This is a genomic window from Streptomyces sp. WI03-4A (assembly GCF_033792105.1).
In the GTDB taxonomy this organism is placed as follows: Bacteria; Actinomycetota; Actinomycetes; order Streptomycetales; family Streptomycetaceae; genus Streptomyces; species Streptomyces collinus_A.
Genome location: NZ_JARAUO010000049.1, coordinates 53,595 through 68,881, shown reverse-complemented (window position 1 = coordinate 68,881; position 15,287 = coordinate 53,595). Strand labels below are relative to the sequence as shown.

Here is a 15,287-nt window from a genome sequence, read left to right as displayed (position 1 = left end):
CCCAGGGGCACGTTCAGCGCGGCTTCCCTCATGTCGGCAGTAAGGCCTTCTCGATCAAGAGGGGCGTCGAAAAATGACAATGAGCCTGACTGCGCTGCGTGCCCTCGCCAAACAGGCCGGGTTCACCGGCGATGACATCAAAATCGCGGCGGCCGTCGCCATGGCAGAGTCCAAAGGAGACCCAGGCGTCATCGGAGACCAGGGTCTGGTCAACCACAAGTGGGGGCCGTCCATCGGTCTCTTCCAGATACGCTCCCTCAAGCATCCAGGGCAGTTCCCCCCACCGGACATGCTCAGGATTGAGGGAAAGCTCAAGGACCCGCTCTACAACGCCAGGACGGCGAAGGCCATCAAGGAAGCACACAACTGGAACCAATGGTCCACGTTCGTGAGCGGGGCCTACAAGAAGTACATGGCTGGCGGGCCCGCCGGCCCCACCGACTTCGAACCGTTCCCTGGGGCGTCGTTCTTCCACACCGGTCGGAAATCGCCGATCATCGCCGCATTGCACCGTCGGCTCGTCGCCGAAGGCTGCAACCGGTACCAGTCGAGCGCCAACACCGACGTCTGGGGCCCGGGCGATGTGAAGTCCTACGCCGCCTTTCAGCGAAAGCTCGGCCTCGCAGGTGACGATGCCAACGGCATCCCCGGCAAGACCAGCTGGGACAAGCTGCAGGTCCCCAACGTCTAGGGGTCGAGGCCATGGCGTCGCAGAAGCGGGGGAGAAGCGGCGACGCGAGCGCAGGTTGCTCACGGTTGACGGGGAACCCGCCTTCGAGCTCAGCTTCTGGTGCGGGACGTGTCCGTTCCTCTTCCGCCGGCTGGAGACCGGCCGGCAGACGTTGTCACTGGAGGGCGTGCGGGAGCGGCTCACCGGGGCGCCGGCCGATCCGGACGAGGGCGGCGTCATCGGCGCGTTCGGCGCGCTGCTGCCGGAGGGCGAGTACCTTCCGGTGCTGCTGCAGGTGGAGCCCCGTCTGGTCGTGCCCGGCCAGGACGGCGACTACTTCCGTGACGAGCAGGTGGCCACCTGGGGACTCGACCAGTTCTGGGGCCTCCCGGAGTACCCGCACACGCCGTACTACCGGACGTTCGAGACCGCGGTCGACGCGACCGCTCACCTCTACGAGTTCGTCGTACCCATGGTTCCCCCGACCTGGAACACGCGTGACCGCGTCGAGGAGTACGTCGAACTCATGGGCGGCGGGACCGTCCCGACGGCTGTGGCGGTGTCCACGCTGGACGTGTGCGAACCCGCTGTCGGCCAACCGGCGGACCACTACCGGCACTGGGGCCTTACGCACTTCCTCCTCGACGGCCATCACAAGCTGGAGGCAGCCGCCACAGCCGGCCACCCGGTGCGGCTCCTCTCACTCCTGGCCCTGGCGGAGGGCCTGGCCGAGTCCGAGGACTACGGCCGATTGCCCGCCCTGCGCACCCAACTCCGCTCGGCCCGAGTGACCGGCACCTGACCCCACGGGATCAGCCGGACACCGGTCACCGGACCGGCTGGCCGATGGCCAGGAGGTTGCCCTCGCTGTCGCGGAACCAGGCGCCGCGTTCGCCCCGGGCGCCCTTGCTCGGGTAGTTGCCCTCGACCTCGGCGATCGCGTCACGGGTGCGCAGACCGGGGACGTCGACCTCCTCGAAGGTCACCCCACGGCGCCTCAGCTCAGCCACGGTCGCCTCGATGTCCTCGACCTCCCAGGCCATCTGGGTGAAGGTGCCGGGGGAGGCACCCGTCGAGCGGAACAGGACGAAGTCCACGCCCCCGCACCGGTACAGCAGCCCGCCCGGGCGTTCGTCGACCGGCGTGAGGCCGAGCCGCTCGGCGTAGAAGCGGCGCGCCCGGTCGAGGTCCTGGGCGGGAAGCCTGGTCGCCACCCGGCCCCGCGCCAGCGGGGTCGTGGCCTCTTCTCCGGTTTCCTCGTTCTTCTCGTTCATGGCACCACTGTGACCCGTCGGGCGCCCCGCTCACGGCAGGTACGCCGGTGACACCGCCGCCGGTGAGATGCGATGCGGGTGGCCCGAGCCGTTCGCCGGGACCTCGTAGAGGTCGGCGCCGTAGTCGCCGGGGAGGGCGTAGACGATCGTGTGCGGGTTCTTCCAGACCGCCTGGTCGTCGACGCTGCGCGGTTCCGCGAGCGGGGTCTCGTGCATCGTGCGCAGGTCGAGGACGTACAGGCGCCAGGGGGCGTCCTTGGACAGGCCCTCGACGCGTTTCTTGTAGGCGACGCGGGTGCCGTCGGGGGAGAGGGACGGGCACTCCACGTTCGCGTGCAGGGTCGTGACGGTGCGGGCGCGCAGGTCGCCGCGGACCAGGTAGGTGTGCCCGCCGGTGGCCAGCGTGGCGTAGAACGTGCGGTCGTCGCCGGCGAACGTCACGCCCCAGAAGTTGGCGTCCGCCGCGTGGTACGGCCGGCCGTCCCGGACGATCCGGAAGGCCTCCAGGGTCGGGATCAGCGCTCCGGTGCGGGTGTCCACGATCGCCGTGCGGGTGGAGAAGTTCGTCCCGGCGTACGAGTCACCGCCGACGAACGCGGTCCAGGCGGCGAAGTGGCCGGTGGGGGAGACCCGTGCGCGCGACGGGATGCCGGGGACGTCGTAGTGGTGGAGCGTGCGCAGACGGGCGTCGAGGAGCAACGCCCGGTAGGTGTCGGAGACCGGGCCGTGCACCGCCTGGAGGCACACGCCGGTGCCCGAAGCGGCGTAGAACCGAAGGCACTTGACGCCGGAGGCGGTCCGGGGCCCCGCCGGGTCGGCCGCCGGGACCGAGGTCAGCTCGTCGCGGTGCGGGCCCCACGCCATGTTGCGGAAGACCATGCGGCCGTGCCCGGTCAGGGACACCGTGCCGGACGTGACCTGGGGGCCGCCCGCCTGCGGCCGGTCGCGGCGGTCCGCGCGCGCCGAGGCGTGCAGGACGGCCGCCAGCCCGACCGCCGCTAGGGCGGCGACGGCCGACAGCAGGATCAGGATCCGGGTGCGTACGGTCATGCGGGCACGGTGCCTTTCGGGCGCAGGGTCAGGGAGAACGCGGCACAGGCCGCGAGGGCCACCACCGCCCCCGCCAGCGCCGCGCGGTCGCCCCACACCGTCCAGGCCGCGCCGAACAGCAGCGAGCAGGCGAACCGGGCCAGCGCCTGCCCGGTCTGCACGACGGCGAGGCCGGAGGAGCGCAGCGCCGCCGGGACGCCCTCGGAGGCCGCCGCCATCAGCACGCCGTCGGTGGCCGCGTAGAAGCCGCCGTGCAGGGCCAGGACGACGTACGGCAGGGGCGTGCCGTGCCAGGAGGTGAGCAGGAGCGCGTAGGCGAGGAGCAGGGCCGCGTGGCCGCCCAGGAAGACCGCCCAGCGGCCCACCCGGTCGGCGAGCCGGCCGAGCGGCACCGCCAGCAGCAGGAAGGCGGCCGCCGTGCCGAGCGGCAGCAGCGCGAACCAGCGGTCGGGGACCCCGAGTCGGCGCTGCAGCAGCAGGTAGACGAAGGAGTCGCTGACGGTGGCCAGGCCGAGCAGCAGCGCGCAGACGGTGATCCGGCGCAGGTCGCGGCGGCGGAGCAGGCCCACCGCGGCCCGCAGGGTGGGCCGTTCGCCGCCCCCGCCACCCCCACCGTCCGGCCCCTGCCGCCGCCCGCCCGGCACGAACAGCACCAGGACCAGCACCCCGAACACGGCCACGCAGAAGCTGACCGTGAACACCGCGTCGTAGCCGTCCACGGTGGCGCGCAGGATCAGGAACGCGACCAGCGGTCCGAACAGGGCGCCCGCGGTGTCCATGGCCCGGTGCACGCCGAAGGCGCGGCCCCGGCTCTCCGGGGTGCTGGAGAGGGAGATCAGCGCGTCCCGTGGTGCGGTGCGCAGCCCCTTGCCGGTGCGGTCGGCGGCCAGGACCAGTCCGATGGGCGTGAGCGAGTGCGCCACCAGCAGCAGCGGCTTGCACAGCGCCGAGACGCCGTAGCCGAGCCCGGCCACCCACTTGTGCCGCCCGCCGCCCCGGTCCGCGAGATGCCCGCCGGCCAGCCGGACCAGCGCGGAGAAGCCGTTGTAGACGCCGTCGAGCAGCCCGAAGCCGAGCGGTGACAGGCCGAGGCCCGTCACCAGGTACAGCGGCAGTACCGCCGTCACCATCTCGGAGGACACGTCGGTGACCAGGCTGACCGTTCCGAGGGCGAGCACGGTGGGGGCGATCGCGGCACGGCGCCGCCCGGCCTCGGGCCGGACGGCGCCGTCCGCGGACGCCCGCGCGCCGGGTGTGCTCGCGCGGCTGTCCGCTACGTACACCTCAGGACGCCCAGACGCCGGTGATGTCCTTGGCGGAGGCCGCGTTGCCCGCGTGCGCGGTCAGGCCCTGGGTGTCCTCCAGGGTGCGCAGCAGGTCGTAGTGGTTGTAGGTGGTGGCCGACGACGAGCCGGCGGTCACCGGCTGGCCGTAGAGGACGGTCGGGATGCGGTTGCCGCTGAGCCGGTTGTCCTCGTCGAAGGTGACGACGAGCAGGCTGTTGTGGGTCTTGGCCCACGTGGCGTAGGCACCCAGGTTGTTCTTCAGCCAGGTGTCACCGGTCGACACCGAGCAGTCGTGCATGTCGCTGCACAGGTTGGGGACCACGAACGACATCTGGGGCAGCGTCGAGTAGTCCGTCGGGAACTGGGCGAAGGTCTTGGCGCTCGACGTCGGCACGTTGCTGAAGCCGAACCAGGGGTTGTGCTTGCGGGCGTAGTTGCCGCTGCTGCAGGTGGTGGAGCCCTGGCTCGGCAGCGTCTCGTTGTAGCTGGCCCAGCTGCGGCCCGCGGCGATCTGCTCGGAGGCGAGGTTCGGCGCCGAGGAGAAGCCCGGGGTGTAACAGCTGTCGTCGGTGATGCCCTGCGTCGAACCGGAGAACAGGGCGAAGTAGTTCGGCTGGCTGGGGTGGGTGATGGCGTAGGACTGGGTGAGGTTGGCGCCGCCGGACTTGAGCGAGTTGATGTACGGGGCGCTGGAGGAGCCGATGACCTGGCTGTAGGCGTGGTTCTCGAAGACCACGACGACGACGTGGTCCGGGCTGGGCACGGCACCGGCGGCGTGGGCCGACCCACTGCCGAGGCCGGTCCACACACCGAACGCGGCCGCGGCGAAGGCCGCTGTCGACGCCACGACCGTGCGGGCACGGCGGAACACGGAACTGCCGGACACATCAACCTCCGGAGGGGAAAGGACGGGGCTGGCGGTGCGGACAGAGCATGCACACGCCAACATTCCCGTGGCCCACGGAAGCCAACCTCACGGGTGAAGAGCGGATGAACGGTGGTACTCGCGCCGTCATGACCCGGATCCTGGTGGGGACTTGTGGCTGGACCGACCCGGCGCTGGTGAGCAGCGGCTGGTACCCGCGCGGCCGCCGCGACGCGGAGGGACGCCTGCGGCACTACGCGGACCACTTCCCCGTGGTCGAGGCGGACTCCCCCTACTACGCGCTGCCGAGCGCCCGTACGACCCGGTCGTGGGCGGAGCGCACCCCCGACGGCTTCCGCTTCGACGTCAAGGCGTTCTCCCTCCTCACCGGCCACCCCACCCGCCCGGCCGCCCTCCCCGCCGACCTGCGCGGACACCCGCGCGACGAGGGCCTGCTGACGGAGACCTGGGCACGCTACGCCGAGGCCGTGGCCCCCCTCCGCGGCGCCGGCCGCCTGGGCACCCTCCTCTTCCAGTTCCCCCCGTCCCTGGCCCCCGGCCCCGACGCCGAGTCCTTCGTGCGGGCCGCCCGCGAACGCGCCCGCGACTGGCCGTTCGCCGTCGAGTTCCGCCACCGCGCCTGGTGGCACTCACCTCGTACGACCGCCTTCCTCAAGGACCTGGACGCCACCGCCGTAGGCGTGGACACCCGCCAGGACCTCCCCACCTCCCTCCCCCCGGACACCCCCGTAACCACCCCCCGCCTGGCCGTGGTCCGCTTCCACGGCCGCAGCCCCCACTGGGGAACAGGCAGCAAGGAGGACCGCTTCCGCCACACCTACAGCCCCACAGAGCTGGCCGAATGGCTCCCCCGAGTCCAGACCCTGGCCGCCCACACAGAGGAGGTCCACCTCCTCTTCAACAACTGCTGCGCCGACGCGGCGGCCCAAGCGGCCCAGGCAATGCGGGAACTGCTGACCCCCTGGTTCCCACGGCAGCGGACCACCCAAGCCGCGGACCCGGCACCTCGCTGATCCGCGGAAGCCGCGTACGGCGGCCAGGGGACGCGTCGGGTGGGTTCCGCCCGCAGCGGCCGGCAGCAACCCCGCCCACCAGGACCCCACAGCCCGTCGCGGGCGAGCCCCACCCCCGGCACACCCGCCCGCACCCAGCTAGGCTCAGCCCAGGACGACCTAGATCCAGGGAGACCGCGGATGACGCCGGGGCGCAGGAGCAGCACCTTCACGCGACTGCTGCGGCACGGCTTCACCGACCCCTCGGCCGCCGAGCGCCTCCTCGACAGCGCCGAGCTGTCCGCCGTACGCGACGACCCGGTCCTCCTGGAGGCCCTGGGCGCCACCGCGGACCCGGACCTCGCCCTGGACGGCCTGGTACGGCTGCTGGAGGCCCAGCCGGACCCCACCGCCCACCGCGAACTGCTCGACACCCTGATAGCGGCCAAGCCGCTGCGCGACCGCCTGCTCGGCGTCCTCGGCGCCTCCGCCGCCCTGGCGGACCACCTCGCCCGCCACCCGAGCGACTGGCAGGCCCTGGTCACCTACGAGCCGCGCGACCTGCACCGCGGGGTGGCGGAGTTCGAGCGGGGCCTGGCCGAGGCCACCGACCCCGTGTCCCTGCGCGTCGCCTACCGCCGCTGCCTGCTGTCCATCGCCGCCCGTGACGTCTGCGGCACCATCGACGTGGCCGAGACCGCCGCCGAGCTGGCCGACCTCGCCACCGCCACGCTCCGCGCCGCCCTGGCGCTGGCCGCGGCCGCCGCCCCGGACGACGCCGCGGCCTGCCGCCTCGCGGTGATCGCGATGGGCAAGTGCGGCGGCCACGAGCTGAACTACGTCTCCGACGTGGACGTGATCTTCGTGGCCGAGGCGGCCGAGACGACCGGGGCGACCGGGGCGACAGGGACGGCGGGGACGGCCGGGACGGCAGGAGGCACCGACGAGACCAAGGCGCTCCGCTCCGCCACCGCCCTGGCCTCGCACATGATGCGGATCTGCTCAGAGACCACGGTCGAGGGCTCGATCTGGCCGGTGGACGCCAACCTCCGCCCCGAGGGCCGCAACGGCCCCCTGGTCCGCACGCTGAGCAGCCACCTCGCCTACTACCAGCGCTGGGCGAAGACCTGGGAGTTCCAGGCCCTGCTCAAGGCCCGCCCGGTGGCGGGCGACGCCGCCCTCGGCCAGGCGTACGTCGACGCGCTCGCCCCGCTCGTGTGGCAGGCCGCCGAACGCGAGAACTTCGTGACGGACGTGCAGAAGATGCGCCGCCGCGTGGTCGAGAACATCCCCGCGGCCGAGGTGGAGCGCGAGCTGAAGCTCGGCCCCGGCGGCCTGCGCGACGTCGAGTTCGCCGTGCAGCTGCTCCAGCTCGTGCACGGCCGCACCGACCCGTCGCTGCGCAGCGGCAGCACGCTCGAAGCCCTCCAGGCGCTCGCCGCCGGCGGCTACGTGGGCCGCGAGGACGGCGCCCGCCTGGACGAGGCGTACCGCTTCCTGCGGTCCATGGAGCACCGCATCCAGCTCTACCGGCTGCGCCGCACCCACCTGGTCCCGGAGGCCGAGCCCGACCGCCGGCGCCTCGGCCGCTCGCTGGGCCTGCGCACGGACCCGGCGGCCGAACTGCACCGCGAGTGGAAGCGGCACACCGGCGTGGTGCGGCGGCTGCACGAGAAGCTGTTCTACCGCCCGCTGCTCGACGCGGTCGCCCAGCTCGCCCCGGGGGAGGCCCGGCTGAGCCCGGTGGCGGCCCGCGAGCGCATGGTGGCCCTCGGGTACGCCGACCCGGCGGCGGCCCTGCGCCACCTGGAGGCGCTCGCCTCGGGCGTCACCCGCAAGGCGGCCATCCAGCGCACCCTGCTGCCCGTGTTGCTGGGCTGGTTCGCCGACTCGGCCGACCCGGACGCGGGCCTGCTGAACTTCCGCAAGGTCTCCGACGCGCTCGGCAAGACGCCGTGGTACCTGAGGCTGCTCAGGGACGAGGGCGCGGCCGCCGAGAACCTGGCCCGGGTGCTGTCGGCGGGCCGCCTCGCCCCCGACCTCCTCATGCGCGCCCCCGAGGCGGTGGCGCTGCTGGGCGACGGTGACGGCGGCGGTCTGGCGCCGCGCGGGCGGGGACCGCTGGAGCAGGAGATCCTGGCCGCGGCGGGACGCGCGGAGAACGCCGAGCAGGGCGTCACCGCGGCCCGCGGAGTGCGCCGCCGGGAGCTGTTCCGCACGGCGGCCGCCGACATCATCGGCTCCTACGGAACCGAGACCAGCCCCGTCGAGGCCGACCAGGGTGCCCTGGTGGACCGGGTCGGCGCCGCGGTGTCCGACCTGACCGCCGCCACCCTGGCCGGCACCCTGCGGGCGGTCGTCCGGGCCGGCTGGGGCGACACCCTGCCCACCCGGTTCGCGATCATCGGGATGGGCCGCTTCGGCGGCCACGAGCTGGGCTACGGCTCCGACGCCGACGTGCTGTTCGTGCACGAGCCGCGGGAGGGCGTGGCGGAGCACGAGGCCGCCGCCGCGGCGAACAAGGTGGTCGCCGAGATGCGCCGCCTGCTCCAGCTTCCGAGCGCCGACCCGCCGCTGCTCATCGACGCCGACCTGCGCCCGGAGGGCAAGTCGGGCCCGCTGGTGCGCACCCTGAAGTCGTACGAGGCGTACTACCGCCGCTGGTCCCTGGTGTGGGAGTCGCAGGCGCTGCTGCGGGCCGAACCGGTCGCCGGCGACGAGGACCTGGCCGGCCGCTTCGTCGAGCTGATCGACCCGCTGCGCTACCCGCCGCAGGGGCTGCCCGACGACGCCGTGCGGGAGATCCGCCGGCTGAAGGCCCGCATGGAGTCCGAGCGGCTGCCGCGCGGCGCCGACCCCAAGCTGCACACCAAGCTCGGCCCGGGCGGCCTGTCCGACGTCGAGTGGACCGTGCAGCTGTTCCAGCTCCGGCACGGCCACCGGGTGCCCGGACTGCGCACCACCCGTACCCGCGAGGCGCTGTCCGCGATCCGTGCCGCCGGGCTGCTGTCCCCCGAGGAGACGGAGATCCTGGACGAGGCGTGGGTGCTGGCCACCCGGGTGCGCAACGCGGTCATGCTGGTCCGCGGCCGGGCCGGGGACACCTTCCCCACCGAGCCGCGCGAGCTGGCGGCGGTCGGCCGCTACCTGGGCTACGGCGCCGGGCACGCCGGGGACATGCTGGACGCCTACCGCAGGACCGCCCGGCGGGCCCGCGGCGTGGTCGACGAGCTGTTCTACGCGGACGGGAACTGACCGGCGCCGCCCCCCGCCGGGGCCGGCACCACCCGGGGCAGGGAGTGCGGCAGGCCGCCGTACCAGAGGCGGGCCACCGTGAAACCGAAGGCCAGGCAGAGGCCGCCGCCCACCGCGTCCAGCCAGAAGTGGTTGGCGGTGGCGACGATGACGACGAGGGTCGTCACCGGGTAGAGGAGCCCCAGCAGCCGTGCCCAGGGCACGGACGCCAGCGCGCAGACGGTCAGCCCGCACCACAGCGACCAGCCGATGTGCATGGACGGCATGGCCGCGTACTGGTTCGACATGTGCTTGAGGTCGCCGGAGGCCATCGAGCCCCAGGTGTGGTGGACCATGACCGTGTCCACGAAGCGCCCGCCGTTCATCAGCCGGGGCGGGGCCAGCGGGAAGAGGTAGTAACCGACCAGGGCCACGCCCGTGGTCGCGAACAGCACCAGCCGGGCCGCCGCGTACCGGCCGGGATGCCATCGGTAGAGCCACACCAGAACACCCAGCGTGACCACGAAGTGCAGGGTGGCGTAGTAGTAGTTCATGCCGATGATCAGCCAGTTCACCGCGTTCACGGTGTGGTTGACGGACTGCTCGACGGCGACGCCCAGCCGGTGCTCCACGCTCCAGACCCAGTCGGCGTTGCGCAGCGCCTCCGCCCGCTGTTCCGGGACCGCGTTGCGGATCAGCGAGTAGGTCCAGTAACTCACCGCGATCAGCAGGATCTCGAACCACAGCCGGGGCCGGTGCGGCCGCCGGATCCGGCGCATCCGGTGCAGAAGGCGCTTCCCGCCCCTGCCCGTGACGGGCCGCGGAACGGTCAGCTCCTCGCGACCTTCCGGATCTGTCACGGCCGAGTCACTCATAGCAACAGAGTCTGCCAGAAAAGGGTTCCCCGCCAGATCATCGCAAGGCCGGGTCCCCCGCGCACGTCCAACGACACCCGCGCACGTCCCACGACACCGTGCAGGTCCTACGACACCGCGCAGGTTTCACGGCACCCGTGGACTCACTGCACCCGTGGACTCACTTGCGGTCGCCCGGCGCCGATGCGGTGGAACCGCGCACCACCAGCTCCGGCATGAACACGAACTCGCTGTGCGGCGCGGGCGTCCCGCCGATCTCCTCCAGCAGCGTGCGCACCGCCGCCTGCCCCATCGCCGGGACCGGCTTGCGGACCGTGGTCAGCGGGGGGTCGGTGAACGCGATCAGCGGGGAGTCGTCGAAGCCCACCACGGAGACGTCCGTGGGCACCTCCAGGCCGAGCTGGCGGGCCGCCCGTATGGCGCCGAGCGCCATCATGTCGCTCGCGCAGACCACGGCCGTGCACTTGCGCTCGATCAGCGCGGTCGCGGCCGCCTGGCCGCCCTCCAGGGTGTACAGCGAGTGCTGGACCAGTTCGGTCTCGACGGTCTGCGGGTCCAGCCCCAGCTGGTCCTGCATGGCGCGGACGAAGCCCTCGATCTTGCGCTGCACGGGCACGAACCGCTTCGGGCCGAGCGCGAGCCCGATCCGGGTGTGGCCCAGCGACGCCAGGTGGGTCACCGCGAGTGAGGTGGCCGCCCGGTCGTCCGGGGAGATGAAGGGGGCCTGCACCTGCGGCGAGAATCCGTCCACCAGCACGAACGGCACGCCCTGCGCCCGCAGCCGCTCGTAGCGCTGCATGTCGGCGGTGGTGTCCGCGTGCAGTCCGGAGACGTAGATGATGCCCGCCACCCCGCGGTCCACCAGCATCTCGGTCAACTCGTCCTCCGTGGACCCGCCCGGGGTCTGGGTGGCGAGCACCGGGGTGTAGCCCTGCCGGGTCAGCGCCTGGCCGATGACCTGGGCGAGGGCCGGGAATATCGGGTTCTCCAGCTCCGGGGTGATCAGTCCCACCAGGCCCTCGCTGCGCTGGCGCAGCCGGACCGGACGCTCGTAGCCGAGGACGTCCAGGGCGGCGAGCACGGACTGGCGGGTGGTGGCGGCGACGCCCGGCTTCCCGTTGAGGACGCGGCTGACGGTCGCTTCGCTCACCCCCGCCTGCGCAGCGATGTCAGCAAGCCGTGTGGTCACGGCACTGGACTGTACCGGCCGCGATGCGCCTTGCACACCGACGGGACGCCGTGCGCGGGCGGCCGAACGTCCCGCCGTGGACTGCTGCGTCATCGCGATCCTCGTCCTTCTCGGTGTCCGGTCGGCGGTGGCCGACCTCGTGGGGGGTGGTGTTGCCCGGTTTGTCACGGAGCCGGCGTGCGCTCCGCAAGGGGATGATTCCGGCAGCGGAAACGGATGGCAAGGCCTTGCAGAGTCTTGCACAAGTGTCCGTCAACCCGCCGACCGGCGGCGGATCAAGGTTTCAGTGGGGTCAGCCGCAGGTCACGGCGAGGTAACCGCCGTGTTCTCTTGCACTTTTTTGCTGCAAGGTCTTTCGCAGCGCTTACAACGCTGTTACGTTCCCAGTCGCCCGGCCGCCGCAATGGCGCAGTCGGCAAGTCGCAGAGGCGTCAGACGGGACCGCCTTCTGCACCACTCGGGCTTGAAACCCTCAAGGAGAACTCATGCGGCGTGGCATAGCGGCCTCCGCGCTGGTGGCGTCCTTCGCCCTGGCGGCGACGGCGTGCGGCGGGAGCGACAGCGACAGCAAGTCGGACGGCCCGGTGACCATCACCTGGTGGGACACCTCCAACGCCACGAATGAGGCACCGACGTACAAGGCGCTGGTCGCGGACTTCGAGAAGGCCAATCCGAAGATCAAGGTCAAGTACGTCGACGTCCCCTTCGACCAGGCGCAGAACAAGTTCGACACCGCCGCCGGCTCCAAGGGCGCCCCGGACATCCTGCGCTCCGAGGTGGGCTGGACCCCCGCCTTCGCCAAGAAGGGCTACTTCCTTCCGCTGGACGGCACGGAGGCCCTGGCGGACCAGAGCAAGTTCCAGCCGAACCTGATCAAGCAGGCCCAGTACGAGGGCAAGACCTACGGCGTGCCGCTGGTCACCGACACCCTCGCCCTGGTCTACAACAAGGCCCTGTTCAAGAAGGCCGGCATCACCGAGGCTCCCAAGACCTGGGACGAGCTGAAGTCCGACGCCGCCAAGGTCAAGGCCAAGACCAAGGTCGACGGCTACTGGGGTTCCACCCAGGCCTACTACGCCCAGTCCTTCCTCTACGGCGAGGGCACCGACACCGTCGACGCCGCCGGCAAGAAGATCACCGTGGACTCGGCCGCCGCCAAGAAGGCCTACGGCACCTGGCTGAGCACCTTCTCCGGCAAGGGCCTGCACAAGGCCGACACCACCGCCGACGCCTACGCCCACATCCAGGACGCGTTCGTCAACGGCAAGGTCGCCGCGATCATCCAGGGCCCCTGGGAGATCACGAACTTCTACAAGGGTTCGGCCTTCAGCGACAAGTCCAACCTCGGCATCGCCACCGTCCCGGCCGGCTCGGCCGGCAAGGCGGGCGCCCCGACCGGCGGCCACAACCTCTCGGTCTACGCCGGCTCCGACAAGGCCCACCAGGCCGCCGCGCTGAAGTTCGTCAACTTCATGACCTCGGCGAAGTCGCAGGAGACCATCGCCCTGAAGAACTCCACCCTGCCCACCCGTGGCGACGCCTACACCGCCCAGGTCAAGGCCGACCCCGGCATCGCCGGCTACCAGGGCGTCCTCGCCGCCGCCCAGCCCCGCCCGGCGCTGCCCGAGTACAGCTCCCTGTGGGGTCCGCTGGACACCGAGCTGCCGAAGATCGCCGGCGGCAAGGAGTCGCTGGACAAGGGTCTGAGCAACGCCGAGCTGGCCATCGCCAAGCTGGTGCCCGACTTCAGCAAGTGAGCCCGTGTGGCCGCCGGGTCCCTCCCGAGGGGGGAGGGACCCGGCGGCCACCGCCCTGTACCCAGCCCGCTCCCTGATCGATCAAAAGGTGTCGAACCATGACAGTCGCCATCGACCGCGCGACCGGCAAGCGCCGCGGTGACCGCGCGCCTCGGCCCGGGCTGGGGCAGCGCATCAAGAACGGCTACCAGAAACACTGGTACGCCTACGCGATGATCGCCCCGGTGGTCGTCGTGCTCGGTGTCATCGTGGGCTACCCGCTGCTGCGGGGCCTCTACCTGACGCTCACCGACGCCAACAGCCTCAACTCGGCGCGCACCATCGGCGTCAACCACATCGCCGCCACGTACAAGTTCATCGGGTTCGACAACTACAAGGACATCCTGTTCGGCCCGACGTCGTACGACCGGTTCTGGTCGCACTTCCTGTGGACGGTCTTCTGGACCGCCGCCTGTGTGGCCCTGCACTACTCCATCGGCCTGGGCCTCGCGCTCATGCTGAACCAGAAGCTGCGCGGCCGTACCTTCTACCGGCTGCTGCTGGTCCTGCCCTGGGCCGTGCCGACCTTCGTCACCGTCTTCTCCTGGCGGATCATGCTCGCCGACTCCGGCGTGCTCAACCAGATCCTGGGCTCGCTCCACCTGCCCCAGCCGCAGTGGCTGGAGGACACCTTCTGGCAGCGGTTCGCCGCGATCATGGTGAACACCTGGTGCGGTGTGCCGTTCATGATGCTCTCGCTGCTCGGCGGCCTGCAGTCGATCGACTCCTCGCTCTACGAGGCCGCGGAGATGGACGGCGCCAGCGCCTGGCAGCAGTTCCGGCACGTCACGCTGCCGGGCCTGCGCTCGGTCAGCTCCACCGTGGTGCTGCTCGGCATCATCTGGACGTTCAACCAGTTCGCGATCATCTTCCTGCTCTTCGGGCCGACCGGCGCGCCCGACGCACAGATCCTCGTGACCTGGGCCTACTTCCTCGGCTTCGGCCAGCAGCCCCGGGACTTCGCCCAGTCCGCCGCCTACGGCGTGCTGCTGCTGTCGATCCTGGCCGTCTTCACCTCCTTCTACTTCCGCTGGCTGAAGCGCAATGACCAGCTCGCCGTCTGACGCCGCAGGAGCCGCCGCCATGAGCACCACGACCCTCGAGAAGACGCACACGGAGCCGGCCCCCGCTCCGCAGGCCCGGCGCCGCACCCGCGGGCGCGGCGAGCGCGGCCCGCTCGGCGCCGCCCTGATGCACGGCGGCCTGATCGTCGCGAGCCTGATCGCGCTGGCCCCGGTGGCCTGGCTGTTCTTCCTGTCCCTCGGCCCGGACAAGGACGACTACCTGCACCCGGGCAAGATCATGGGCAAGATCAGCTTCTCGAACTACAGCTTCGTGCTGCAGCACACCGCCTTCTTCGACTGGTTCAAGTCGACGATGATCGTGGCCCTCGGCACCACCGTGATCGGTGTCTTCGTCGCCGCGACCACCGGCTACGCCGTCTCGCGCATGCGCTTCCCCGGCTACAAGTCGCTGATGTGGGTGCTGCTGCTCACCCAGGCGTTCCCGATCGCCATCCTGATCGTGCCGATGTACGAGATCTTCAGCGAGCTCGGCCTCATCGACACCTACTGGTCGCTGATCGTCATCAACTGCACCACCGCCGTGCCGTACAGCGCCTGGCTGCTCAAGGGCTACTTCGACACGATCCCGTTCGAGATCGACGAGGCCGGCCGCGTGGACGGGCTCAGCCCCTTCGGCACCTTCTTCCGGCTGATCCTGCCGCTCGCCCGCCCGGGCCTGGCCGTCGCCGCGTTCTACAACTTCATCACCGCCGTCGGTGAGGTCGCCTTCGCGACGACCTTCATGCTCGACGACTCGAAGTACACCTTCGCCGTCGGTCTGCAGACGTTCGTCAGCCAGCACGACGCCGAGTGGAACTACATGGCCGCCACCGCGGTGCTGATCGCGATACCCGTGTCGGTGTTCTTCTACCTCGTGCAGAAGAACCTCGTCACCGGCCTCACCGCGGGCGGCACCAAGGGCTGACGCCCCACGGTGAAAGGCTCCCGCGCGCCTGACCGCGCGGGTAGGC

The 15,287-nt window shown here is 71.4% G+C and carries 13 protein-coding genes; 7 read left to right on the top strand and 6 right to left on the bottom strand.

From position 1 onward, the window contains the following. Nucleotides 1-79 precede the first annotated feature (79 nt). Nucleotides 80-691, top strand: a complete 612-nt coding sequence (locus PV343_RS34920; RefSeq protein WP_319151047.1) for a peptidoglycan-binding protein — start codon at nucleotides 80-82, stop codon at nucleotides 689-691. 55 nt (nucleotides 692-746) lie between these two features. Further along, entirely contained in the window at nucleotides 747-1,472 is a 726-nt protein-coding gene (locus PV343_RS34915) for a hypothetical protein (RefSeq protein WP_319151046.1), read from the top strand. A 25-nt stretch (nucleotides 1,473-1,497) separates the two neighbouring features. On the opposite strand, the gene PV343_RS34910 is transcribed toward PV343_RS34915, so the two are convergent. The 4 genes from PV343_RS34910 to PV343_RS34895 are packed head-to-tail and all read right to left on the bottom strand — an operon-like array spanning nucleotide 1,498 to nucleotide 5,166. Continuing rightward, nucleotides 1,498-1,944: a VOC family protein gene (locus PV343_RS34910; protein ID WP_319151045.1), complete on the bottom strand. Its 447-nt coding sequence runs from the start codon at nucleotides 1,942-1,944 to the stop codon at nucleotides 1,498-1,500. 30 nt (nucleotides 1,945-1,974) lie between these two features. Continuing rightward, nucleotides 1,975-2,994 carry a TolB-like translocation protein gene (locus PV343_RS34905; protein ID WP_319151044.1) on the bottom strand — a complete coding sequence of 340 codons (1,020 nt, stop codon included), beginning with the start codon at nucleotides 2,992-2,994 and terminating at the stop codon, nucleotides 1,975-1,977. After that, nucleotides 2,991-4,277 carry an MFS transporter gene (locus PV343_RS34900; protein WP_319151043.1) on the bottom strand — a complete coding sequence of 429 codons (1,287 nt, stop codon included), beginning with the start codon at nucleotides 4,275-4,277 and terminating at the stop codon, nucleotides 2,991-2,993. The genes PV343_RS34905 and PV343_RS34900 overlap by 4 nt, the downstream gene beginning before the upstream one ends. Nucleotide 4,278: 1 nt before the next feature. Then, nucleotides 4,279-5,166, bottom strand: a complete 888-nt coding sequence (locus PV343_RS34895; protein ID WP_319151042.1) for an alkaline phosphatase family protein — start codon at nucleotides 5,164-5,166, stop codon at nucleotides 4,279-4,281. A 128-nt stretch (nucleotides 5,167-5,294) separates the two neighbouring features. Between PV343_RS34895 and PV343_RS34890 the strand changes: the two genes are divergently transcribed. Together PV343_RS34890 and PV343_RS34885 are read left to right on the top strand one after the other, a co-directional pair. Further along, the gene (locus tag PV343_RS34890; RefSeq protein ID WP_319151051.1) at nucleotides 5,295-6,179 is read left to right on the top strand and encodes a DUF72 domain-containing protein; all 885 of its coding nucleotides are present in this window, start codon (nucleotides 5,295-5,297) and stop codon (nucleotides 6,177-6,179) included. Between the two features lie 180 nt (nucleotides 6,180-6,359). After that, entirely contained in the window at nucleotides 6,360-9,413 is a 3,054-nt protein-coding gene (locus PV343_RS34885; RefSeq protein ID WP_319151041.1) for a bifunctional [glutamine synthetase] adenylyltransferase/[glutamine synthetase]-adenylyl-L-tyrosine phosphorylase, read from the top strand. On the opposite strand, the gene PV343_RS34880 is transcribed toward PV343_RS34885, so the two are convergent. Together PV343_RS34880 and PV343_RS34875 are read right to left on the bottom strand one after the other, a co-directional pair. Beyond that, the gene (locus PV343_RS34880; RefSeq protein WP_319151040.1) at nucleotides 9,395-10,267 is read right to left on the bottom strand and encodes a phosphatase PAP2 family protein; all 873 of its coding nucleotides are present in this window, start codon (nucleotides 10,265-10,267) and stop codon (nucleotides 9,395-9,397) included. The two genes, PV343_RS34885 and PV343_RS34880, sit on opposite strands and share 19 nt — an antisense overlap. Before the next feature lie 160 nt (nucleotides 10,268-10,427). After that, the gene (locus PV343_RS34875; RefSeq protein ID WP_319151039.1) at nucleotides 10,428-11,456 is read right to left on the bottom strand and encodes a LacI family DNA-binding transcriptional regulator; all 1,029 of its coding nucleotides are present in this window, start codon (nucleotides 11,454-11,456) and stop codon (nucleotides 10,428-10,430) included. A 485-nt stretch (nucleotides 11,457-11,941) separates the two neighbouring features. Between PV343_RS34875 and PV343_RS34870 the strand changes: the two genes are divergently transcribed. The 3 genes from PV343_RS34870 to PV343_RS34860 all read left to right on the top strand — a co-directional run bounded on the left by PV343_RS34870 (nucleotide 11,942) and on the right by PV343_RS34860 (nucleotide 15,241). Then, nucleotides 11,942-13,213: an extracellular solute-binding protein gene (locus PV343_RS34870; RefSeq protein WP_319151038.1), complete on the top strand. Its 1,272-nt coding sequence runs from the start codon at nucleotides 11,942-11,944 to the stop codon at nucleotides 13,211-13,213. A 98-nt stretch (nucleotides 13,214-13,311) separates the two neighbouring features. Continuing rightward, nucleotides 13,312-14,316 carry a carbohydrate ABC transporter permease gene (locus PV343_RS34865; protein ID WP_319151037.1) on the top strand — a complete coding sequence of 335 codons (1,005 nt, stop codon included), beginning with the start codon at nucleotides 13,312-13,314 and terminating at the stop codon, nucleotides 14,314-14,316. A gap of 19 nt (nucleotides 14,317-14,335) precedes the next feature. Next, nucleotides 14,336-15,241, top strand: coding sequence for a sugar ABC transporter permease (locus tag PV343_RS34860; protein WP_319151036.1), 906 nt, complete (start codon nucleotides 14,336-14,338; stop codon nucleotides 15,239-15,241). The last annotated feature ends 46 nt before the right edge of the window (nucleotides 15,242-15,287 follow it).